The sequence below is a fragment of the Bacteroides gallinaceum genome (assembly GCF_030373775.1).
Classification (GTDB): Bacteria; Bacteroidota; Bacteroidia; order Bacteroidales; family Bacteroidaceae; genus Phocaeicola; species Phocaeicola excrementipullorum.
Window position 1 is genome coordinate 26,271 of sequence record NZ_JAUDEN010000013.1, and the last position, 23,024, is coordinate 49,294.

A 23,024-nucleotide genomic window follows, 5' to 3' on the forward strand; every position below is an offset into this window, starting at 1 on the left:
CAAAGTTAGACATTTTTTTTGAAAGGTGGAAGCCGCAGGTGTTCAATGGAGCGCGAGAAACAGAAATGCTTTTGAATGATTTTGTCTGATGTTTGTTCGGTTTTTGCTGAAAATTTGTATTTTTGCTTGATATATAAAGGCTGGATTATATGAGAAAGACATGTTTATTGGTTTTGCCGTTGGCTCTGATGCTGGCGGGCTGCGGCAGCGATGAGAAAAAAGCTGATGCGCTGTACAGGCGCGCCGAGGCATCGTATGCCGGAGGCAACTACAGTCAGGCCAAATTGCAGATTGACAGCATACGCAATCTTTATCCGAAAGCTTTCGAGGCGAGAAAGGCCGGCATCAGGCTTATGCAGCAGGTTGATCTGGCAGAACAGCGGAAGACGCTGGCCTATCTCGACAGCATGATGGCCGTCAAGAAGGCTTCACTTGATTCGATTGTCGGAAAATTTGTATTGGAAAAGGATACGGCCTATCAGGAAGTAGGCAACTATTTTTATCCTACGCAGGTGGTAGAGAAGAATATCGGGCGGACTTTTCTTCGCGGCCAGGTCAGTGAAGCGGGTGAAATGTCGTTAACTTCCATTTATTGTGCCGGGGGCAACATTCATCATACGGCTGTAAAGGTGAGTGTGGGAGATAATTTCGCGCAAACTCCTCCTTCGAGCGACAGTTACGAAACAACCGATTTGGGAAGACCCGTCGAGAAGGCTGATTACAAACAGGGCAGTGACGGAGGTGTGATTGCTTTCATTGCGGCCAACAGTGACAAGAAATCCATGCGTCTGGAGTTTATAGGCGACCGCAGCTATACCACCACGATGTATGCCAATGACATCAAAGCCATTGCCGAGTTGAGCGGTCTGGCGCGGGTATTGTCAAGTATTGAGGAGATAAAGAAAGAGCAGAAAGAAGCGAACCTGAAAATCCGCTTCGTTACCCGAAAGATGCAGGAAAGCGCCGCTGGTGATTAAAGCGGCGCAGAAAGTTCGTCAAGCGTTTTCCCCTCGAAGGCGCAGATGGCTTTCTTGTAGCTTAAAGGAATATCTACGGGTTCTTTTGTCGCGATGTCGTAGCCGACAAGTACGGTACGGCATTGGCATTTCAGCACGCCGCTGGCCTGGTTGATGGCGCGCTGGAGGAGCGTGAAGCTCTTGTGCCCCAAATGAATTACGGCAGTTTCTATAATCAGCTTGTCGGAAAAGAATACGGGAGCCAGAAAGTCTGCGTTTATGTTGGCCACAACCACGCTGAAATCCTGCCATTCTTTCTCTCCGAACACTTCCCGGAAATAGGAAGTCTTTGCCAGATCGTAAAGTGAAAAATAGACGGAGTTGTTCATATGTCCGTACTGATCCACATCGCTGAACCGGATCTGAACGGGGGTTACGTGCTTAAATTGGACATCTTGTTCCATAGTATAACTTTTTGTTAGTGCTTTTCGGTTTTTATATTTTCCAAATATATATCTTTTTTGTTGAAAAATGCCAGCGTTGATGGATATTTTTTTACTTTTGTCTGTCATTATCTGATGAAAGTTCAAAAACAGTTTTAAATATGGAACATAAATTTAGCAAAGAAACGCTCTGCGTGCAGGGCGGTTGGACTCCCAAAAACGGTGAGCCTCGTGTGTTGCCCATTTATCAGAGCACCACATTCAAATACGACAGCAGCGAACAGATGGCACGTTTGTTTGATCTGGAAGACAGCGGATATTTTTATACCCGTCTGCAGAATCCTACGAACGATGCGGTAGCCTCCAAAATAGCGGCGCTTGAAGGAGGCATAGGCGCAATGCTTACTTCGTCGGGGCAGGCCGCCAATTTCTATGCGGTGTTTAATATCTGTGAGGCGGGCGGGCACTTTGTCTGTTCTTCGACCATTTACGGCGGCACATTCAATTTGTTTGCCGTGACAATGAAGAAGCTGGGCATCGATTGTACGTTTGTTGATGCGGATGCTCCTGAAGAGGAAATTGACAAGGCTTTCCGTGAAAACACGAAGTGTCTGTTTGGTGAAACGATTTCCAATCCGAGCATCAATGTGCTGGATATTGAGAAGTTTGCACGGATTGCGCACAAGCACGGAGTGCCTCTGATTGTGGACAATACGTTTGCCACACCAATCAATTGCCGTCCGTTTGAGTGGGGGGCAGATATCGTGACGCATTCAACGACCAAATATATGGACGGACATGCCACTTGCGTGGGAGGTGCTGTTGTTGACAGCGGAAATTTTGACTGGGAGGCTTATGCGGACAAGTTCCCGGGACTGACTCGTCCTGATGAGTCGTATCATGGGCTTACTTATACCAAAGCGTTTGGCAAGATGGCTTATCTGACTAAAGCTACCGCTCAGCTGATGCGTGACCTCGGTTCGATTCAGTCACCCGAAAATTCGTTCCTGCTGAATCTGGGGCTGGAAACGTTGCATCTGCGCATGCAGCGTCATTGTGAAAATGCGCAGAAGGTTGCCGAATGGCTGGAAGCCAATCCGAAAGTGAAATGGGTGCATTATAGTGGACTGAAGAGCAACAAATATTATGCGCTTGCCCAGAAATATATGCCTAACGGTTCATGCGGCGTAATAGCATTCGGCCTTCAGGGAACCCGAGAGGATGCCATCCGGTTTATGGACCACCTGAAGATGATTTGCATTGTGACTCATGTGGCAGACGCGCGTACTTGTGTGCTTCATCCTGCCAGCCATACACACCGCCAGCTTTCGGACGAACAGCTGATTGAGGCCGGCGTGGCTCCCGACCTGATTCGTCTGTCGGTAGGCATTGAGAATGTGAATGATATTATAGCTGACCTGGAGCAGGCTATGGAGCAGATATAGTTGCTGTCCGGGTTTGTCCAGAATGGAAAGTAAAGCACGAGGTTCACAGAGAGGTGAAATGACAGAAACTCTGTGACTTCGTGCTTTGTTTTTCAGAATGAGCAGAAAAATGTTACCAGAAACGGGACGCTGAAATCAACCAGAAAGCCGTGAAAAATCGACACGACAACAAACTCTTGCCCGGCGCTGCGGGTAATGATGGGGAGTGTGGTGTCCATTGTTGTAGCTCCTCCGGCAGATATGGGAGCCAGGTTGCCGAACCAGCGCACCAGTAGCGGAGCGCAGAGCAAAGTTATCATTTCGCGCATGATGTTTGAAAGCAAGGCTACGGTGCCCAGTTCCGGCCCTTTGTATTCGGTGATGAAGATGCTGGATAAAGAGTAGTAGCCGAATCCCGAACCGATTGCCATACAGTCGGCCGCACTCCGTTCCGGCAGAATCAGGCTTGTCAGTGCAGAGGCAGCCAGTGTGCCGAGTATCGTCATGATCGGAAGGAAGGCAAGCCGTGGGTTGAGCGAACGGAAGTTGTTGAGCGTCTGCGGGTTGTTTCCTACGCTGAGCCCTACGCTGAACATCAGTGCGCAAAGCGCATAGAAACTGATGTCGCTTTGGGTTATGTCTATGGGGCATAGATGGAAAAGTCCGGCCAGTACCCCGATTGTGAAAAATCCGACAATAATCAGGCTTCCTTTCATTTCGCAGATTCTTTTTTCCTTGTTTTGTTAAGCCGGGCCCATAGTATTTTGGCTGCGATGCAGCTTCCTGCTACGGCTGCCACTGTAATGACAAACGCTTCGATGCCCAATGTGCCCAGGCCTTGTATGATTTTTTCATTTTCTCCCACTTCTATTCCGAGCAGGAACAGCAGTATCCAGATGAGCACTGTAATGATTCGGTTGAGTTGCGGCAGCTGACGGTTGCGGAGCAAGAAACCGAGGCACATCCCCCCGAGCATGAATCCGATGACTGTAAACATTTCTTATAGCGTTGAATGGTGCATGTACAAAAACACAGAAACACCCGCCGCACAATCTTCATTCCCGAAGCTTTGGCTTTGTGTTTCTGCGTTTTTGTTGAGATCGTAAAATCTGAGATTACTTAAACGACTTTTGGTAGATGTTCAAAACCTCCTCATCCGTCAGCGGACGCGGGTCGAGCGTGAAGAGTGCTCCCATCGTATCCCTTGCGTTCTGTACCATCTTGGGGAAGTCTTCCATTTTGATTCCCCAGTCGCTGAGCTTCAGCTCGTGTACTTTGCATTCCTTCTGCATGCGTACCAGCGCATCGATGAAATCGCTCGGGCGGTTGCTCTTCAGCTGGGTCATCACTTCCGCCATCTTCATGTAGCGTTTCATGCAGTCGTTCCGGAATGTTTCGAAGTAAGCTTCGCTGATAGCGATGAGGCCGGCTCCATGAGGCAGTTGCGGATAATAAGCACTCATGGCGTGCTCCATGGAATGTTCCGACGTGCAGCTTGAGGTTGATTCAACCAGTCCTGCCAGCGTGCTTGCCCAAGCCACTTTGGCGCGCGCTTTTATGTTGCGCCCGTCAGCTACGGCTACAGGCAGGTATTTGTATAGCAGGCGGATGGCTTCCAGGGCATACAGATCGCTTATCGGTGTCGAGCAGTTGGCGATGAAGCCTTCTGCTGCGTGGAAGAAAGCGTCGAATCCTTGATATGCCGTAAGGTGCGGAGGTATGGAAAGCATCAGCTCCGGATCGATGATTGACAGGGCGGGGTAGGTCAGTTCGCTGCCGAATCCGATTTTCTCTTTTGTGTCTTCGTTGGTGATGACGCTCCAAGGGTCAGCTTCCGTTCCGGTTCCGGCGGTTGTGGGAATGGCTACAACGGGCAGCGCTTTGCTGACCGGCCGTCCTTTCCCTGTGCCGGCAGGTATATAGTCCCAATAGTCGCCCGGATTGCATGCCATCACGGCTATGGCTTTTGCCGAATCGATGCTGCTTCCTCCGCCCAGTCCGACTATGAAGTCGCATTTTTCGTCCTTGCAGAGCGCTGCCGCCTCCATGACATGCTTTTTGGTGGGATTGGGAAGTATCTTGTTGAAAACAACCGATTCGGTTTCATTCTCTTTCAGCAGTTCGATGACCTTGTCCAGGTAACCGTATTTTTTCATGGATGTGCCTGAAGAGATGACAATCAAAGCTTTCTTTCCGGGGAGCTTTTCCGTTGCCAGCCTCTTTATTTCTCCGCATCCGAACACGATGCGTGTCGGGATGTACAAACTGAATACCGGATTTGTGTTCATAATGCTTAATGTTTAAAGTTTGTTTATTCAAATGTACGAAAAGAAACGCATAAACCGTGGTGAATAGTGTTAAAAATAATGATACCTCCCATTACTTGGCCGAGAGCGGTTTGCCGACGAAACGCGGACGCGCGAAAGGCTTGCCGCCCGAGATTGTCCGGCTGGATACGGCACGTTGCCGCGACTGTTTGGTCTGCAGGTCAAAAGTCACGAATGTGTCGAAGTCGGGCGAAGTGTCTGTGCCGTCTTTCATCACCCGGTCATAGATCGCTTTTCGTGACGGCGCGTTGAATCCGGCGTTGTTTTCGTTCATCATGCTGTTTTCTGTGGGGCGGTAGGCACCGTAAGCATACGTGCAGGCACCTTCAAAGATACCCAGTCCCTCATCGCCGTAGTTTTCGTTTTCAAGGAACTGATGCCAGAGCACCTCGCTTCTATCGTCTGTGAAGTCCACATTCTGCGCCCATCCGTATTGCGACTGGAGGTTCTGGATCTGTTCTTTTTCTGCCTTCGGGATCGAATTGCTGTAAGCGTATTCATCTTCGAGTTTTGCGAATCCGTGCCCTACGGCTTCATGAACAAGCACTTCTCTGAAATGCTCGCTTTCAAGGCTGTCTATCACCGGGCAGTAAGCGATGGCGAAATCCGTCATATCAGGGTTGGTGAAGCCGTAATAGGTAGTTCCGGCATATTGGTTTGTGTTCAGAATGACTACAGCGAGAACCTTGTCATAATCGATGTCCTTGACACAGTGCGTATAGCTGATGACTGCAAAGCTTTCGCCTGTGATGAGCGTGCTCCCGCCCCCTTCCAGGCTGCATCCGAAGGCTGTTTCATAGCCGCTCCCGAAGATATTGTTTTTTGAAACGGCGGTTACCGTATACACGTCAAAATATTCCTTCAGCGATGTGAAAGGTTCTTCCGTGAAAAGATTCTCGTAGGCCTTTTCCATGGTCTGGTCGTAAGTCCCGTTGCTTATCTCCGCATCAATGAAGCCGTCGCCCATCAGCACGATAGGAATCCCGTTCCCTATTGTTGCCGACTGCAGCGTCTTTACCTTTCCGTCTTCAGAATAGTCGGTTGACTCGCTTCCGGTGCTTCCTTCCTGGATGATGGCGATCGTGGCCAGGATTATCTGCTGCCTGCTTTCTTCTTTTACAAAGTATAATGAGCAGACGCGGCTCTGCACTGCCGGGTTCGGGTCGACATTCAATGTCAATGTGTATTGGGTGAGCGCGCGTGAATCGGAATCTTGGTTGATCCATGAACTGTTGCCGATAATCATCAGTTTGTCGGCACTGATGGACGTGGAGAATTCGATGTTCAGCTCGCCGCCTTCCGAGTCTATCTGATATACGTTTTGCGTCAAGTGCACGTAGTCGGAAGTTTCCTGCCTTATGGTAATTGTCCGGCTGAGTCCTTCCGAAGTCAGTATCAGTGAAGCAATGCGGCTTTCATCCGAGTCGTTTTCCGTGAGGGCCATGATGGTGATCGCGTTTGTTCCGGCGGTGCCCTCTGTCGCCGAAATGGTCAGCCAGTCGGCTGAAACCTCGGCTTGCCAGTTGAGTTCGCTGGTAAAGCTGATTGTGGACAGGGAGCCGGCTTCCGATGCCAATACGATATCTTCCGTGATGCTGAAAGAAAATTCGGGTTTTACGTCGTCTTCGGAGCATGAAGTGAATGCTATGGCAATAGCGATAGCAATAAGCTGGATGGCAGAATGCAGGTATTTCATTGTCGTATAATTAAGTCTGCCCAAATGTAGGAAATATTCGTGAATTGCGGAATGCTTTTGACTGCTGTTTGATAAAAAAATGCGTCGGCCGGATTCGGGAGCTTTTATTCGGATTCTGCTTTCTCCCTCAAGCCAAATCGCGTGTGTGGCCGCATGTTTTATGTTTCAAAGTATGGAATGTGCATTCCACGTTTGGGAACGTATATTCCACAATGTGGAACATGCATTCCACAACGTGGAACGTAGAATGTATCCCGGATTCGTGAAAAAATGGCGGGCCGGACGGGAAAACAGATGGGCGGAAGCGAAAAAAATCCGGAGCCTTGGCCGCGGCCGCTCCGGATTGTAGTCACGAAAGGAGAGTGATGTTGCGTGCTCATTGCTGTTTCTTGTAGCTTATGATAGCCCACCCGTAAAAAGTTACGGCAAATGCGGAGAGTATGCCGAGTTGGGGCAGGATGTCCGTCAGACCGCTTCCTTTCAGATAAACCATGCGCATGACTTCCATGAAATGGCGCAGCGGATTGGCGTATGTGATGACCTGTGCCCATTCAGGCATACTGCTGATGGGGGTGAAAAGGCCGCTCATCAGAATGAAGATCAGCATGCAGAACCACATAACGAACATGGCCTGCTGCATGGTGGCGGAATAGTTGGATATGACGAGCCCCAGCCCCGAAACCACAAAGATGAACACCAGAGCGGCGAGATAGATGTTCAGCAGGTTGCCTGCCGGTGTCAGGCCGTAAACCGCCCACGCCAGCGCCATGCACAGGCTCAGGACGATGAACCCGATCAGCCAGTAGGGCAGGAGCTTTGCCAGAATAAAGGTGAAACGGCTGACGGGGGTGACATTGATCTGTTCGATTGTTCCTGCTTCTTTTTCGCCCACAACGTTTAGTGCCGGAAGAAACCCGCACAGCAGGACAAGCACCATCGTCATCATTGCCGGAACCATAAACACTTTGTATTCCAGGTGGGGGTTGAAAAGGTAGCGCACGGAACTTTGGGATGGCTGCGACTGCAGAATCTGGGTGAGATAGACATTTCCCAGTCCGCCTTTGGTTCCGTTTACAGCATTCACTGCAATCAGTGCAGAGGCGTCGCGGCCGTTTATGATGTCTTTCTCAAAGTCGCGCGGGATTTCGAGAAGTATGTCTGCCTTGTCTTTCTCTATCAGTTCTATGCCTTCCCTGTAAGTGGAAGGAAAACCAGTCAGAACAAAGTAGCGTGACGCTTCAATCCGGTGCGTCAGCCGTTCGGATGTCGTACTGCGGTCGTGGTCGATCAAGGCGATGCGCAAATCTTCTATTTCGAGCGTAGCGGCCCATGGAAGAACCAGCATGATCATGCACGGAAATACCAGAATCAGTTTCGGCAGAAAGCTGTTGCGTTTCAGTTGGCGGAATTCTTTTTCTATCAGATAGCGTAACATCATAGTCGTTCTCCTTTCTTTTAGTCCAGGCGGTTGTTGAATTTGCGTGCGGTGAGAACTGTCAGCGCGATGCCCATGGCCAGAAGTATGCAGGTTTCTTGCCAGACGTAGCCGAACGGTACTCCTTCGATCATGAGCTTCCGTACAATGTCAACATACCATCGTGCCGGAATCAGGCAGGAAATGGCTTGCAGTATGGCTGGCATGCTTTCTATCGGGAAGATGATGCCGGACAGCACGATGGTGGGAATCATCATGACCATGCCCGACAGAAGCATGGCCGCTACTTGAGTCCGCACGATGCAGGAGATGAGCAGTCCCAAAGCCAGGGACACGAAGATGAAGAGCAGCGATACGCCCAATAACGCTCCCAGGTTTCCTGCGACAGGCACATGCAGCACGAAGACTGAAAGCAGCAGGATGGTGGTCAGATTCACGACCGACAGCACAAAGTAGGGTACAGCTTTCGAGAGGATGACAAACAGCGGATTCATCGGAGATACCAGCAGCACTTCCATCGTGCCGGTTTCCTTTTCCCGTACAATCGAGATGGAAGTCATCATGGCGCATATCAGCATCAGAATAAGTCCCATCACTCCGGGCACAAAATTGTATGCGCTCTTCATCTGAGGGTTATACAGCAGTTTGGTTGACAGCTTCAGGCCGCCGGACTGCCGGATGACAGACTGGGCCGATGCGATGACTCCTTGCGCATATGAACTTCGGGTTATCGCCTGGTTAGGGTCTGTCGCGTCGGCTATCAGCTGGATTGATTCGGAGTCAAAGCGCATCCGGTTCATGTCGCTCGGGAAAATGACCGCAAGGTCTATCCGGTTGCGCAGGAACAGCTCTTCGACTTCCTTCATTGAATAGACTCTGTAGCGCACCTCAAAATATTCGCTTGCGTCCAGGTGGTCGATGATGCGCCGGGTGTCTGAGTCGACGGAAGGAGCCAGCACTGCCGTCTTCACGTTTTTTACTTCGGTAGAGATGGCAAATCCGAACAGTATGATCTGTACGATGGGCATCCCTATGAGAATCAGCATCGTGCGGCGGTCGCGCAGGATGTGGTGGAATTCCTTTATGACAAAAGCGAGAAACTGTTTCATCTTTCGTGTTTTTGCTGTTTATTTCTGTTTCCTTGCCAGTTTCTGGAACACTTCGTCCATGTTGCTTGCCTGGAAACGGGCTTGTAAGGCTTGGGGAGTGTCAAGCGCCTTGATTTGTCCGTCTACCATCATGGAAATCCTTCCGCAATATTCGGCTTCGTCCATGTAGTGTGTCGTGACGAAAATCGTGATGCCCTGATCGGCTGCCTGATAGATCAGTTCCCAGAACTGCCGGCGTGTGGCAGGGTCTACTCCTCCAGTCGGTTCGTCAAGAAAAACGAGCTGCGGGCGGTGGAATATCGCTACGGAAAAGGCAAGCCTCTGTTTCCATCCCAGCGGGAGATCTTTCACCAGCGCTTTCCGGCTTTCGTCCAGTCCGATGCGCTGGAGCGTTTCATCCGCCCGTTTTCTGATTTCTTTGTCCGGTATGCCATAAATGCCTCCGAACAGACGGAGGTTTTCTTCTACGGTCAAATCTTCGTAGAGAGAAAATTTCTGGCTCATATATCCGATGTGCTTCTTGACCTCTTCGCTTTGCGTGCCGACATCATAGCCCAGCACTTCGGCTCTGCCTTCGGTCGGGACGCTCAGTCCGCAAAGAATGCGCATGGCTGTTGTCTTTCCGGCGCCGTTGGCTCCTAAGAAGCCGAATATTTCTCCTTGCTTCACCTCAAACGAAATATGGTCTACGGCTGTAAAATTGCCGAACCTTTTCACCAGTTTTTCCACGCGGATAACGGCCGGCCTGCCTTCCGGATCTTGTTTCCTTGAGAGTCCGGGCGGACAGAGTATTTCTTTGAAACGTTCGAGAATGATTTCCGGTGCGTCGGTTCCCTGTATGCTTCCTTCGCGGATAAAGGCAATCCGGTCGCACTGCCGGGCCTCGTCCATGAACGGCGTGGATACCACGATGGTCACTCCCCGTTGTTTCAGACGTTTGAGCATCTGCCAGAATTCTTTTCTTGAAACCGGGTCCACGCCGGTTGTAGGTTCATCAAGGAACAGAATCTCCGGGTTGTGCACCAATGCGCAGCAGAGAGCCAGCTTCTGCTTCATACCTCCCGATAAGGCACCGGCACGGCGGTCGCGAAATGGAGCTATCTGCTCATAAATCTCCCGGATTTGCCCGTAGTTCTCTTCAACGGTTGTCTGAAATACCGTGGCGAAGAAGTTCAGGTTTTCTTCTACGGTGAGGTCTTGATACAGAGAGAAACGTCCGGGCATATAGCCGACACTTCTGCGTATCTGCTTGTAATTGTCCGTTATGTCGAATCCGTTCACAGCAGCTTTCCCTTTGTCCGCCTTTATCAGGGTGGTCAGTATCCGGAACAGGGTGGTCTTGCCTGACCCGTCCGGACCGATGAGGCCGAAAATCTCTCCTTTCCGCACGCTGAGTGAAACGTCGGTCAGGGCTGCTGTATTGCCGTAGCTTTTATACAGGTGGCTTGTTTCGAGGATGAAAGGACTGTCCATGCCGTTAAAACTTTACTTCTCCGTACATTCCCAGTTTGATGACGCCGTCGTTTCTTACCGCGATTTTCACGGCATACACCTGGTTTGCCCTTTCATCGTCAGTCAGAATGGTTTTGGGGGTAAACTCCGCTTCGTCGGCAATCCATGAAACCGTGCCTTCGTATTCTTTTCGCTGCTTGTCGCCGAAATCGGCAAAGACCTTTGCTTTTGCTCCAATTTTTATTTTTTCAAGCTGGGTGGAAGTGACGTATGCGCGTAAAAACACATGCTGCATGTCGGCTATCTTAAACAGCGGTTTCCCGACTGATGCCAGTTCGCCCGGTTCGGCGTATTTGGCGAGTATCGTACCGTCAATCGGTGACAGGATGTGGCATTTCTTGAGCTGGTCCTCGATTTGCGTCACTTGTATGGCTACGGAAGAGCTTTGTTCGTTCAGGCTCGCCGTGCTGTTGTGCAGCGTGGACAGTTGGGCTTCCAACTGCCTGTTCAGCACAGCCAGTTGGGAATCCCAGTCGTCCAGCTGTTTGCGGTTTGCCGCGTTTGCTTCCAGCAGCTTTTTCACTCTTAGTCTTTCGCGTTCGGCTGTAGCGATCTGTTCTTTGGTGGCAGCTATCTGCTTGCGTATGTCGGGCCGTTGGCTGTCCACCGATTTCCGGCTGGCTGTCAGTTGCAGTTTTTTCAGATGAAGCTGCACGGTATCAATAACTCCCACTTCTTCTCCCTGTTTCAGTATGCGCCCTTCTTCCGCATTGAGGAAGAAGAGTTTTCCGTTGTTTTCTGCTGATACGATGATTTCGGTTGCCTCAAACGTACCGGTCGCGTCGTAATCTTGGTCAGACTGGCAGGCGGTTGCTGCCAACATGCTTGCCAGAAAAAATAGCTGGATGCGTTTCATAACAGTTCAATATTTAGGTATGGTTCTTTTTCAAAAAAGGTTGGTTTGTCAGTTTGTCAGATGCTTGAGCTCGTATTGCGCTTTCAGCAGTTCGATTTTGCGGACTGCCAGATCTTGCTTCGCCAGGCTCTCGCGCGTCAGTTCACGGAGCATGTCGGTAACGGACATTGTGCCGTTGGCCACTTTCGCTTCGGAAGCCTTGCGGATATTGGTGCGCAGCTTCACGATTTCTTCGTCGCTTTCCATCTGGCGTTGCAGTGTGGCTATGTTCCCTTTCTCCTCGGTCAGTTTCAGCCGGGTGTTGAAGAGAAACAGTTCACGGTCGTTTGCGATTTGTTTTCTGCGTGTTTCCAGTTTGCGTTTGTCGTCCTTCAGTGTATAAAGACTTCCGAAGTTCCAGTTCATGCGGGCACCTACAATATAATAAGGCGAGAATTTGTCTTCCAGCATGTTCAGTCCGGGATTGCCGTATCCTCCTTGGGCGAACAGGCTGAACTTAGGCATGAATCCGGTGCGCAGCCGCTGCCGTTCTACATCAATCGTATGTCCTTGTGCTGCATATAAAGCCAGTTCGGGACGATTGATCAGTTCGCCGGCATTCGGTTCCGGCGTTTCGGGCACAGCCAGTTGCGTGTCGTTTCCTAATTCTTTTCCGGTAAGCATAGCCAGCATTTGCAGATACGCCTTCCGGCTGTTGTTCAGCTTGATGCGCTGTTGGTCTGTTTGCAGGATTTCCACCTTTACGGCATCGATGTCTGCATCGTTCGCTATCCCGTTGTCCCTGTAGGCGGTTACATTGCGTAAGTTCCGTTCAAGGTCGTCGCTCAGCAAACGGTTTTGCTTGAGCTGTTCGTCGATCAGCAGAATGCCGAAGAACACTTGGTTTACCCTTTCGTTGAGTGCATACATGCTTACGTCCGTTTGCTTTAATGCTTCATCGGTGGCGGCTTCAGTCTGTTTCTTTCTGTTTTTTATTTCTCCTCCGTCCCAAATGTTCTGGCTTATTTCCACCGTTACCTGATACTGGTCTTTCGACACTCCGTGGAAGTCAATGTCTGGCACCTCGAACGGCAAGGTAGTCGCATCACTCTGATATGTAGCTTTTCCTCCGAGTGAAATCTGCGGAAGGTTTCCTTTGGCGGCATTTGAAAGGCTGTATTCTTCCGACATTTCGATCAGTCTGTACTGGCGGACCAGCGGATAATTGGCTTGTGCGTCCTGCCGGCATTGTTCCAGAGTCAGTTGGGCAAACGCATGTGTCAGTCCCTGAAGGCAAAACAGCAGTGTGAGAAATCGTTTCATAGCTTTCATTCTTTTGTTTAATGCAAAGGTAGTGTTTCCGGAGTTATGCAAAGGTCCTGGAATTTGCTCTGTATGTTCCGATTGTCCGAATTTACGAATAAATCCCTTAATAAGCAAGGCAGATTATTATCTTTGCATGCAATAAGTATGGAAAATATGAGAAGGAAAGAATTGCGTGACTTAGGGCTTCAACAAGTGATAGAGCTGCAGATGATTCCTTATAATGTGGAGCGTTACATTTCCTCGGACTTTGGATTGGTCCTTTCTGTGAAAGGCATGTCTGATATCACTGAAAAGATTTTTGTTCCCGAACAGCCTTACAGGCTGACCGAAGGACGCATTGTGTATATGCGTTCGGGTTATGTGCGTGTACGCATGAATCTGATAGAGGCAAGGCTTGACGCCCATCAGTTGCGGGTCGTTTCGCCTGGAGCAGTGCTAGAGTTTGTGGAATATTCTCCCGATTGTGATTTGACGATGCTTGCCTTTTCTTCCGGTTTCATGGAAGGCTGGCAGAAAGAGAACCTGCTTTCAGCCTATATCCAAGGGAGGGTGAACATGCAGCTTGCCCTTGATGCAAAGTCGGAGCATCGTCTGGAAAGCATATTCCAGTTGATGTGGGATGTGCTGCATGATGAGCCTTTGTCCCGTGAAACGATGCAGGCTTTGATTTCTGTTCTGTTCCGTCAGATTGAGTGTTTCCAGGGAAAGGGGCAGAAAGAAGTGAAGCGGACTACCCGGCAGGAGCAGCTGTTCGCCCGTTTTATCAGTCTGGTCAACCGTTATGCCGTGAGTGAAAGGAATGTGTCGTTTTATGCAGGAAAACTGTATGTCACTCCCCGTTATTTGTGTACGCTGATCCGTGAAACCAGCGGGCGCACGGTGATGGATTGGGTGAATGATGCGGTGTTGCTTGAGGCGAAACTGATGCTTTGTCATACGGATAAGCTGGTGTATCAGATTGCTGATGAATTGTATTTTCCGAACCCTTCGTTTTTCTGCAAGTTCTTCCGGCGCATGACCGGGAAGACTCCGAACCAGTACAGACAAGGACGCAGGTGATTTTGCTGTTTAATGAACTTTTTCTGGTCAAAGTCATTTTTATTATGTATATTCGGAACAGATAGCGAATGGCATGTTATCAGCATACATTATATTATATAGCATATGAAAAAGAAAATGATTTTGGGAATGCTCGGCGCGTTGGCTGTATTTTTGCCGGCCGGCAACATTGCAGCCTGTACAGGCATTTCGCTTGCGGCATCTGACAGCAGCCGTGTGGTAGCCCGCACCATTGAATGGGGAGGAAGCGATTTGAACAGTCAGTATGTGATCGTTCCGCGCGGATATGTGCAGCAGTCATATATCCCCGGAGGTGTGGCAGGCGGAAAGAAGTTTTCAGCCCGTTACGGCTATGTGGGACTTGCTGTAGAGCAAAAGGAGTTTGTGGCGGAAGGACTGAACGAAGCGGGACTTTCGGCCGGGCTGTTCTATTTCCCCGGTTACGGCGGATATGTAGCATACGATGAGTCTGAGAAGGCGGAAAGCGTTGCGGATCTTCAACTTGTTTCTTATATATTGGCCACGTGTGCTACCGTGGACGAAGTGAAAAAGGCTGTCGGTGATGTCCGTGTAGTTGCCATTGATCCGCGTGCTTCTACCGTACACTGGCGCTTTGCCGAGCCATCCGGAAGGCAACTGGTATTGGAAATTGTTGACGGCAAGTGCCGTTTTTATGAGAACAAGCTTGGCGTGCTGACCAATTCGCCGGATTTTGAGTGGCAGCTGACCAATCTCAATAATTATGTCAACCTTTTTCCGGGCACGGCTCCGGCTCAACGTCTGGGAAACTTGAGCCTGAAGTCATTCGGTGCCGGAAGCGGATTTCTCGGAATTCCGGGTGATGTGACGCCTCCGTCACGTTTTGTCCGTGCAGCATTTTACCAGTCGACAGCTCCGTTGCAGAAAACCGGTGAAGACGCTGTTTTGCAGTGCTTTCAGATATTGAATAATTTTGACATCCCTGTCGGTATAGAAACAGCCGCTGGAGAAGTGGCGGCCGATATACCGAGTGCCACTCAATGGACATCTGCTACGGATGTGACTCATCGTGTCATCTATTTCCGTACCATGCATAACAGTGCCATACGCCGCATTGACCTGAAAGGAATTGATTTCTCGAAGGTCGGGTATAAGGCTGTGCCTTTGGATATGGTTAAGCGTCAGCCGATTATTGATGTTTTATGAAATACTATAGAAAAATGAAACGTTGGTTCTTGTTTTTGCTGGCGGGCGGACTGTTCTGCACCGTCGGTTGTACGGCTTCGGTTAAAGTGATATATCCGAGCCGCAGTTATGTGACAGAAAAAAGACATCTTGGTGATGTGAAAACCATTATGCTTGTTTCGTCCGTTGATGTGGAGTATTACCAGACAAAGGGAAAGCCTTATGCGGAAATCTTTGCCTCTGATAATGTCCTGCCCGAGGTGCTGGTCGAAGAATCGGGCGGCACATTGACGGTAGGATACAAGCGTTCTGTTTCCTTTCGGGGTGAAAACCGCTGCAAGGTGAAAGTCTATGCTCCTTCTGCTACGGTTTTTGAAACGAACGCTTCGGGAGATATCAGCATTCCGGGCGGACTGCATACGAACCGGGCTGTCATATTGCATGTGAATGCCAGCGGCGACATTGATCTGTCGTCCGTTGTCTGCCAGTCACTGAAGGCGGAAGTGAATGCCAGCGGTGACATTCAGATTCAAAGCGTAAAATGCGACAGGGCGGATGGTATGGTCAATGCCAGTGGGGATCTTAATATTAAAAGGCTGGATTGTACGCGGGCCAATCTGGAAGTGAATGCTTCGGGCGACTGTGAGGTAGAAGGCCGTTGCCGGACCGTGCGGCTTATGAACAATGCTTCGGGCGACATTGATGCGGAAAATCTGAGAGCTGTGGATGTGACAGCGGAAAACAACGGCTCCGGCGACATCAGTTGCCATGCGTCCGAAAGTCTGGATGCTGTGAATAGAGGGAGCGGAGATATCAGCTATGCGGGCAACCCGAAGCAGGTGAGGAAAGAAGGAAAACACATTGACAGGGACTGATGTTATGGATATTCTTCTGATCATATTGGGCGTTATCTGTTTGATAACCGCAATTCTGGGAACTGTGCTTCCGGTTCTTCCCGGACCGCCGATTGCGTATGTAGGAATGATACTGTTCCATCTTACCGACCGTATCCAGTTTACGCCCACTCAACTGATTGTCTGGGCGGTATTGGTTGTGCTGGTCCAGGTGCTTGATTACGTGATACCGATGCTGGGCAGCAAATATGCCGGCGGAACGAAATGGGGAAGCTGGGGATGTGTGATAGGAACAGTAGTCGGTTTGTTTTTCTCGCCTTGGGGAATTGTCTTGGGACCTTTTCTTGGAGCGGTGGCCGGCGAACTGTTGGGTGACAAGGATTTGAAGTATGCGTTGAAGTCGGGCTTAGGTTCGTTGCTTGGTTTTCTTTTCGGCACAATCGTGAAACTTATGCTTTGCGGCTATTTCATCTGGCAGTTTATTGCTGCGTTTTGAGCCGTCTGACGGTGAGAGTTTTTTTATTGGCGCAGACTGTTGCAGGCATTTTCTCTTTTGTCGGCAGCAGTCTGTTTTTTATTGTATGGGAGGGACAGCCGTTTGTAATTGGAAAGAAATATTTGTAAATATTTTGTATCCCACTCTTAATTGCATTGTCTTGCTCTGTTGATAAGGATGTAACAGCAGACCTCTTTCTTTGCGTAAAATTAATCAAAAGAGGTTATTAATGGAGAAAAACAATTTTTTCAGGAAAAAGAGTTTGTCGGGTAAGAAAGTTGTGGCGGCATTGTTGCTGGGCGCATGTTGTTCTGCAGCTTATGCCGATGAGGACAGGGTTATTACCGGAAAGGTGCTGGACAGCAGCGGTGTCGGACTTCCCGGAGTAACGATTTTGCAGAAGAACACTTCTAATGGAACTGTTGCGGATATGGACGGTAACTTTTCATTGTCTGTATCCGATCCAGCATCAGCTTCTTTAATCGTATCTTTTGTAGGTTATGATACACAGGAGATACTGGTCAAGGATAAGGGATTTATTGCGGTGACACTGACGGAAGATGTGCAGGCTTTGGATGAAGTGGTGGTTACGGCATTAGGAATCAAGCGAGAAAAGAAATCGCTGGGATATGCCCAGCAGGTTGTTGACGGGAATGAGATGAATGTAGGCAATGACGCGAACGTGCTGAACAAGCTGGCGGGAAAGGTTGCCGGTGTGCAGATGATAGCCGGCAGCTCCGGTGCGGGTTCTTCTACGAGGGTTGTTATTCGTGGCGAATCTTCTTTGTCAAACAATAACCAGCCTCTGTATGTCGTTGATGGAGTTCCTGTCAATAACAATATATACTCCAATCTTGCCGGTACGCCGCAGGAGATTGATTATGGAAACGGTGCCGGCGAACTGAATGCTGACGATATTGAAAGCATATCCGTGTTGAAAGGAGCCAATGCCGCCGCTCTGTATGGTTCGCGTGCCGCCAATGGAGTGGTGCTGATAACGACCAAATCCGGAAAGACGAAGAACAAGTTCCAGATAGCCGTCAATTCGACCACTACTTTTGAGATGGTTTCCCGTCTGCCAAAGTATCAGAACAGTTACAGTCAGGGACTTGATGGAGAGTTTGAATACTGGGACGGCAATAACGGCCATGGCACTCAAGATCATCAGGATCAGAGCTGGGGACGTCCTCTTGACGGAAGTCTTGTGGCACAGTTTGACTCTCCTTCTGTCGGTGCTGACGGTACGGTTTATCGTGGCGGTGATGTCTTGGGGCGTAACGGCGCGTCTATCCAGCCTACTCCGCTGGTTCCTCATCCGGATAATGTAAGGGACTTTTTTGAAACAGGTGTCACGCTGAACAACAATATCGCGCTGAGCGCAAGCAATGACAAGGGCGACATACGTGTTTCCTATACCAATCTGTACAGTATGGGCGTAATTCCGAATGTAGATCTGCGGCGGAATACGGTAAGTATAAATACGGGCTATAAATTTACAGACAAGTTTTCGGTGAAAGCAAGCGCTTCTTACATGAATGCAGCCAGCACCAACCGTCCGAGCCTGGGATACGGCCCGGAGAATCCGATGTATACATTCACATGGTTCGGCCGGCAGGTTGATATCAATAGCCTGCGCGAGTACTGGCAGCGCGGTTATGAGGGAAGGCAGCAGTTCCACTTTAACTCGGGATGGAACGACAATCCTTTTTTCACGATGTATGAAAACACGAACGGGTATGACAAAAACCGCATGTTCGGCAATGTGATGCTTGCTTATGATTTCCTTCCGAACCTGAAGCTGACGGCACGTACGGGAATCGATTTCTTTTACGATCTGCGCCAGAGCAAGCGTGCCTATAGCAGCAAGAGTTTTCCGACCGGAGCGTACAAGCGTGAAAATGTATTCTTCTCAGAATGGAATACGGATATCCTGTTGCAGTGGAACAAAAGGTTCAAGGAGGTATGGCGTACGGATCTGACCGCGGGAGTGAACTCAATGGTTCAGAAGAACTCATATGACTATAGCTTTGCCGACGGGCTTTCCATTCCGGGGGTATATAACTTGGGCAATGCCGCTTCAAATGTTGCGGTGATACAGCGGGACAGCAAGAAGCGAATAAACAGCGTGCTGTTTACGGGGCAGTTGTCTTATCGTGATTATCTGTTCTTGAATGTGACGGCACGTAACGACTGGTCCAGTGCGCTGACCCGGTCGGACGGTGCGGGACATAATTCTTATTTTTATCCTTCCATATCTGCCAGTGCCGTGCTGAGCGATATCTGGAGGCTTCCCAAAAAGATTACATACTGGTCGGTCAGAGGCGGATATGCAGAGGTGGGAAGTGATACAGAGCCTTACCGTCTGGAAAATACTTATTCATACAGCAGCAAGTACGGTTCTCAGTCGGGGGTCACAATGCCTTCAACGCTGTCTAACACGGATCTGAAGCCCGAGCGTATGCACTCTTATGAAATAGGGACGGACTTCCGCATGTTCGATAACCGGTTGGGTCTTGACTTGACTTATTATAATACGTTGAACACCAATCAGATTGTGCAGATACCTATATCTGCTACTTCCGGATACGATACGCGCTACATTAATGCGGGTGAAATCCGTAACTACGGATTTGAGGCTACCTTGTCGTATACGCCGGTAAAGACGCAGACCGGCTTCCAATGGGACGGAACCATCAATTTCTCCATGAACAAGAGCCGTGTGGAGGAAATCAGCGATGAATATGACCAGTATGTATATTCTTGGGCAGCCATTTATTCGGATGAAGATGCGCGCGTGTATGCGATAGCAAAAGAAGGCGAGCCTATGGGCAATCTGTATGGTACAGGATTGAGGCATACCGACGACGGCAAGCTGATTGTAGACGCTACCGGGTTGCCGGTGGCAGACCAGACGCTTGTGAAGCTGGGCAATTATAATCCGGATTTCATTATGGGATTTTATAACAAGTTCTCCTATAAAGGCTTTACTTTCGACTTTCTGATCGACTGGCATCAGGGAGGTGTGTTCGTTGCCAGATCATTTGGCATGGGCATGGAGTCTGGTGTGCTTGACAGAACAGAATACCGCAACGATGCCGGCATGGTGATTGACGGAGTTGTGTGGGATGAAGCGCAGAATGCTTATGTCAAGAATACGACTCCGGTAAGCCCTCGTGATTATTACAGAAACTTGTACCGGCGTTACCACGAAACCCAGTCTACTTTCAGTGCGACTTATGTGAAGCTGCGTGAAGTGAAGCTTGCATACAGCTTCCCGTCAAAATGGTTCGTGCATACTCCGATAAAGAGCCTGGGGCTGGCTGTGGTTGCCCGTAATCTGTTTATGTGGACAAAAGACCAGGACTATGTAGATCCGGAGTCTATTACTTACGAGGGCAGCTCGTCTACGCCCGGAGTGGAAGAGATGGCTTATCCCTCTACCAGAAGCATCGGTTTTAATGTGAATGTCGTATTTTAATTGTTAGGTTGCATATATGAAAAATAAGATAAAGATAGGATTTGTTTCGTTGGCTGTCTTCTGTGCGACAGCATGTACCTCTGATTTCGGTTCGATAAATACGGATCCGAACAATCCGACGAGTGTCACTCCGGATCTGTTGCTGACACCTTTGCTGCACACGCTGACTCAGAGGCAGTTCAATTATGGCGACGGAGCCGGGCTGGCGCATTATGTTTCGCGCACGAACTACAACGAAACGGACCAGTATGCGTTTGGTACGAATGAAAGCACATGGTCAGACTATTATCTTCAGTTGAACAATATCAGTGAAATGATCCGGCTTTCCGAAGAAACCGGCCGCCCTTCTTGCGTGGCGATTGGATACATACTGAAAGCCTTTGTGGCTTCTCAACTGACGGACATGTGGGGAGATGTGCCTTACTTTGAGGCTACCCAGGGAAGCGAGAATATTACTCCGGCCTATGATACGCAGGAAGACATCTATACGGCAGAAGGCGGAATCATCAGCCTTCTGAAAGAGGCGGACGAACTGCTGGCCGGGAATACGGACGTGCTTCCGTCTGATCTGGTCTATGAAGGCGACCGCGACAAGTGGCGCAAGTTCGGAAACTCATTGCGGCTGCGTTATTTGATGCGTATCAGCAACCGGATCGGCGACTGCACAATGGATATCAGGTCTGAAATCGCCTCCGTTATGGCGTTGCCGTTGATGGAGTCGAACGACGACAATATGCTTCTGCCGTTCTTGTCGGGAAATCCTAACATGTGTCCTATTTACGACATGCGTGCCGGCAATTTTGAATACACGCGGATGAGCAAGGAAATCCAGGCAATGTGGGACAATTATCAGGATCCGCGCGTTCCGGTATGGTTTGCCCCTTCTACGAATTCCGCTTCAACGTCATCTCCGGTTTATGCGGGAGTTGAATCGGGATGCTCTTCGACTACGCTTACGGAAATCGGATATTCACAGGCGGATGTGTCTATGTTGGGAAGCTATTACCGTGACGCTCCCGACGCATGTGATGCCGTGCTGATGAACTGTTCGGAGGTCAAGTTCCTGGAGGCTGAGGCCATAGCCAGAGGCTATGTTGCCGGAGATGCGCGCCAGGCTTACGAAGACGGCATCAGGCTGTCGATGGAATATTATGGGGTTGAAATGCCGGCAAGTTACCTCGCTCAGCCCGGGGTGGCCTACAGTGATGCTGATGCAGACGAGGCTGTCAGGCAAATCATGCTGCAGAAGTGGATGTGCATGTTCTTTGTCGGTTATGAAGCCTGGTTTGATTTTCTGCGTACAGGACTGCCTGAGCAGACTCCTGTGCTTGACAACCGCAATCCGACGGCTGCCGGTGAGATTCCTTCGCGTTTCTATTATCCGGAAGACGAGCAAGCCTTGAACATGAATAATTACCAGGAGGCTGTTGACAGGCAAGGAGGAACAGATGATATAAACAGTAAATTGTGGTGGGAAAAATAATGAGAACGATGAAAATGCATAGAACGGTTTTTACAATGGCGCTGGCCTGCCTTTGGGCTGCTTCGGCCGGTGCCGCAATGGTGAAAGGAACGGTTAAGTCGGGGGATAGAGGCCTTGGAGAAGTGCTTGTGACAGACGGATTCGCGTTTGTCGTGACAGATTCGAAAGGGAACTATCAGATTGATTTGAACGAGAAGGCGGAGTTTGTTTATTTGCTGACTCCCAAAGGATACGTGGCTGATTTCAGCACAGGAGTGCCCCAGTTTTATCAGCGGGTGGATCCGTCCAAAAAGAATTATGACTTTAATCTTCAAAAGATGGAAGGAGATCCCGACCGCTTTGCCATGATTACGATGGCAGATACCCAGCTTGATACCGAATTGGATGTGAAGCGTCTGATGGCGGAAACTCTTCCGGATGTTCAGGCTACATTGCAGCAGTACGGCGGCGTGCAGAAAGCGGGCATTCTTTTGGGTGACATCTCCTGGGACAATTATGTGCAGAATGACGCATATAAGGATTTTGTCCGCAAGCTGGGGATTCCGGTGTATCCGGTTATAGGCAATCATGATTTTGACAAGTACATGACGCCGTCGCCGGACGCTGACTTTGCCCATATTTATAAAGAGAATTTCGGCCCCTTGTATTACGCTTTTCAATTGGGGGACGTGTATTACATTGTATTGAACAATATGAAATATTTCGGCAACAAGCGCTACAAGACTACGCTTGAACTGGAAGATCAGATGAAGTGGCTGGAGCTTTTGCTGGGGTGTGTGCTGCAGCAGGACAAGCAGGTTGTTGTTGCGATGCATGCTCCGCTGAAACCTTCTCCCGAGGCTCCGCTGATCGAAGGAGGAGAAAAGCTGAAGCGTATGCTGATGAACAAGTTTCATGCGACGGTCGTTTCCGGACACTTTCACCGCAATTCAACTACGGATATTGGTGCAGGGATTATGGAGCATAACTTAGGAGCCGTATGCGGCACGTGGTGGAGCTGTGATGTATGCAGCGACGGCACTCCCAACGGCTACCAGGTGTTTGAAGGAAACGGAGCGCAAGTGTCCTCTTATTATAAGTCGACGGGAAAAGACCGAAGCTGTCAGCTCAAGCTGTATGCAAAAGGGCGGGTTATGGACCGGCCGGATGCAGTGGTGGCCAAGGTGTGGAACTGGAATTCCAATTGGAGAGTGCGTTGGTATGAAGACGGAGTGCTGAAAGGAGATATGTCGCAGTTCTATTCGTTCGACCCTGATTATCTGGAGCATTTGGACGGACGCAGAGCCGTGGCCGATTATACTCCGGCAAGAACCAATCATTATTTTTCGGCTGTTCCTTCTGAGACGGCTAAAGAGATAAAGGTGGAAGCGGTAGACGAGTTCGGCAATGTGTATTCCGAAACGATCGCTTTGTAGTGGGCACGCTGT

At 49.6% G+C, this 23,024-nt stretch carries 19 protein-coding genes; 9 read left to right on the top strand and 10 right to left on the bottom strand.

The window, feature by feature from the left end:
* Window positions 1–149 precede the first annotated feature (149 nt).
* Window positions 150–977 carry an outer membrane protein assembly factor BamD gene (locus QUW60_RS08545; protein ID WP_289559849.1) on the top strand — a complete coding sequence of 276 codons (828 nt, stop codon included), beginning with the start codon at window positions 150–152 and terminating at the stop codon, window positions 975–977.
* Here the strand turns inward: QUW60_RS08545 and QUW60_RS08550 are convergent.
* Window positions 974–1,420, bottom strand: coding sequence for an acyl-CoA thioesterase (locus tag QUW60_RS08550; RefSeq protein ID WP_353479566.1), 447 nt, complete (start codon window positions 1,418–1,420; stop codon window positions 974–976). The genes QUW60_RS08545 and QUW60_RS08550 overlap by 4 nt on opposite strands.
* 140 nt (window positions 1,421–1,560) lie before the next feature.
* Between QUW60_RS08550 and QUW60_RS08555 the strand changes: the two genes are divergently transcribed.
* Window positions 1,561–2,844, top strand: coding sequence for an O-acetylhomoserine aminocarboxypropyltransferase/cysteine synthase family protein (locus tag QUW60_RS08555; protein WP_258337941.1), 1,284 nt, complete (start codon window positions 1,561–1,563; stop codon window positions 2,842–2,844).
* A 92-nt stretch (window positions 2,845–2,936) separates the two neighbouring features.
* On the opposite strand, the gene QUW60_RS08560 is transcribed toward QUW60_RS08555, so the two are convergent.
* The 9 genes from QUW60_RS08560 to QUW60_RS08600 all read right to left on the bottom strand — a co-directional run bounded on the left by QUW60_RS08560 (window position 2,937) and on the right by QUW60_RS08600 (window position 13,060).
* Window positions 2,937–3,539, bottom strand: a complete 603-nt coding sequence (locus QUW60_RS08560) for a LysO family transporter (protein ID WP_258337942.1) — start codon at window positions 3,537–3,539, stop codon at window positions 2,937–2,939.
* Window positions 3,536–3,820, bottom strand: coding sequence for a lysine exporter LysO family protein (locus tag QUW60_RS08565; RefSeq protein ID WP_258337943.1), 285 nt, complete (start codon window positions 3,818–3,820; stop codon window positions 3,536–3,538). Before QUW60_RS08565 ends, QUW60_RS08560 begins: the two co-directional genes overlap by 4 nt.
* Before the next feature lie 118 nt (window positions 3,821–3,938).
* On the bottom strand, window positions 3,939–5,111 hold the full coding sequence (locus QUW60_RS08570) for an iron-containing alcohol dehydrogenase (RefSeq protein WP_258337944.1): 1,173 nt from the start codon (window positions 5,109–5,111) through the stop codon (window positions 3,939–3,941).
* 91 nt (window positions 5,112–5,202) lie between these two features.
* Window positions 5,203–6,846 carry a M64 family metallopeptidase gene (locus QUW60_RS08575; protein ID WP_289559854.1) on the bottom strand — a complete coding sequence of 548 codons (1,644 nt, stop codon included), beginning with the start codon at window positions 6,844–6,846 and terminating at the stop codon, window positions 5,203–5,205.
* A gap of 376 nt (window positions 6,847–7,222) precedes the next feature.
* Window positions 7,223–8,281 (bottom strand): ABC transporter permease, encoded by a 1,059-nt coding sequence (locus QUW60_RS08580; protein WP_289559920.1) that lies wholly within the window; start codon window positions 8,279–8,281, stop codon window positions 7,223–7,225.
* 20 nt (window positions 8,282–8,301) lie between these two features.
* Entirely contained in the window at window positions 8,302–9,390 is a 1,089-nt protein-coding gene (locus QUW60_RS08585; RefSeq protein ID WP_258337946.1) for an ABC transporter permease, read from the bottom strand.
* An 18-nt stretch (window positions 9,391–9,408) separates the two neighbouring features.
* Window positions 9,409–10,863, bottom strand: a complete 1,455-nt coding sequence (locus QUW60_RS08590) for an ATP-binding cassette domain-containing protein (RefSeq protein WP_258337947.1) — start codon at window positions 10,861–10,863, stop codon at window positions 9,409–9,411.
* 4 nt (window positions 10,864–10,867) lie between these two features.
* Complete coding sequence (locus QUW60_RS08595) at window positions 10,868–11,758, bottom strand: HlyD family secretion protein (protein ID WP_434736858.1); 891 nt, start codon at window positions 11,756–11,758, stop codon at window positions 10,868–10,870.
* 48 nt (window positions 11,759–11,806) lie between these two features.
* A complete protein-coding gene (locus tag QUW60_RS08600; protein WP_289559856.1) occupies window positions 11,807–13,060 on the bottom strand; it encodes a TolC family protein in 1,254 nt (417 codons plus the stop codon).
* 156 nt (window positions 13,061–13,216) lie between these two features.
* On the opposite strand from QUW60_RS08600, the gene QUW60_RS08605 reads away from it, so the two are divergent.
* The 7 genes from QUW60_RS08605 (at window position 13,217) to QUW60_RS08635 (ending at window position 23,012) form a co-directional block, all read left to right on the top strand.
* Entirely contained in the window at window positions 13,217–14,122 is a 906-nt protein-coding gene (locus QUW60_RS08605; RefSeq protein ID WP_289559858.1) for a helix-turn-helix transcriptional regulator, read from the top strand.
* A gap of 105 nt (window positions 14,123–14,227) precedes the next feature.
* Entirely contained in the window at window positions 14,228–15,307 is a 1,080-nt protein-coding gene (locus QUW60_RS08610; RefSeq protein ID WP_434736859.1) for a linear amide C-N hydrolase, read from the top strand.
* Window positions 15,308–15,321: 14 nt separating this feature from the next.
* Complete coding sequence (locus QUW60_RS08615; protein WP_289559860.1) at window positions 15,322–16,161, top strand: GIN domain-containing protein; 840 nt, start codon at window positions 15,322–15,324, stop codon at window positions 16,159–16,161.
* A gap of 4 nt (window positions 16,162–16,165) precedes the next feature.
* Window positions 16,166–16,636: a DUF456 domain-containing protein gene (locus QUW60_RS08620; RefSeq protein ID WP_289559862.1), complete on the top strand. Its 471-nt coding sequence runs from the start codon at window positions 16,166–16,168 to the stop codon at window positions 16,634–16,636.
* A 229-nt stretch (window positions 16,637–16,865) separates the two neighbouring features.
* The gene (locus tag QUW60_RS08625; RefSeq protein ID WP_289559864.1) at window positions 16,866–20,114 is read left to right on the top strand and encodes a SusC/RagA family TonB-linked outer membrane protein; all 3,249 of its coding nucleotides are present in this window, start codon (window positions 16,866–16,868) and stop codon (window positions 20,112–20,114) included.
* Window positions 20,115–20,130: 16 nt separating this feature from the next.
* Window positions 20,131–21,597, top strand: a complete 1,467-nt coding sequence (locus QUW60_RS08630; protein ID WP_289559866.1) for a SusD/RagB family nutrient-binding outer membrane lipoprotein — start codon at window positions 20,131–20,133, stop codon at window positions 21,595–21,597.
* Between the two features lie 8 nt (window positions 21,598–21,605).
* The gene (locus QUW60_RS08635; RefSeq protein WP_289559868.1) at window positions 21,606–23,012 is read left to right on the top strand and encodes a calcineurin-like phosphoesterase C-terminal domain-containing protein; all 1,407 of its coding nucleotides are present in this window, start codon (window positions 21,606–21,608) and stop codon (window positions 23,010–23,012) included.
* Window positions 23,013–23,024 lie beyond the last annotated feature (12 nt).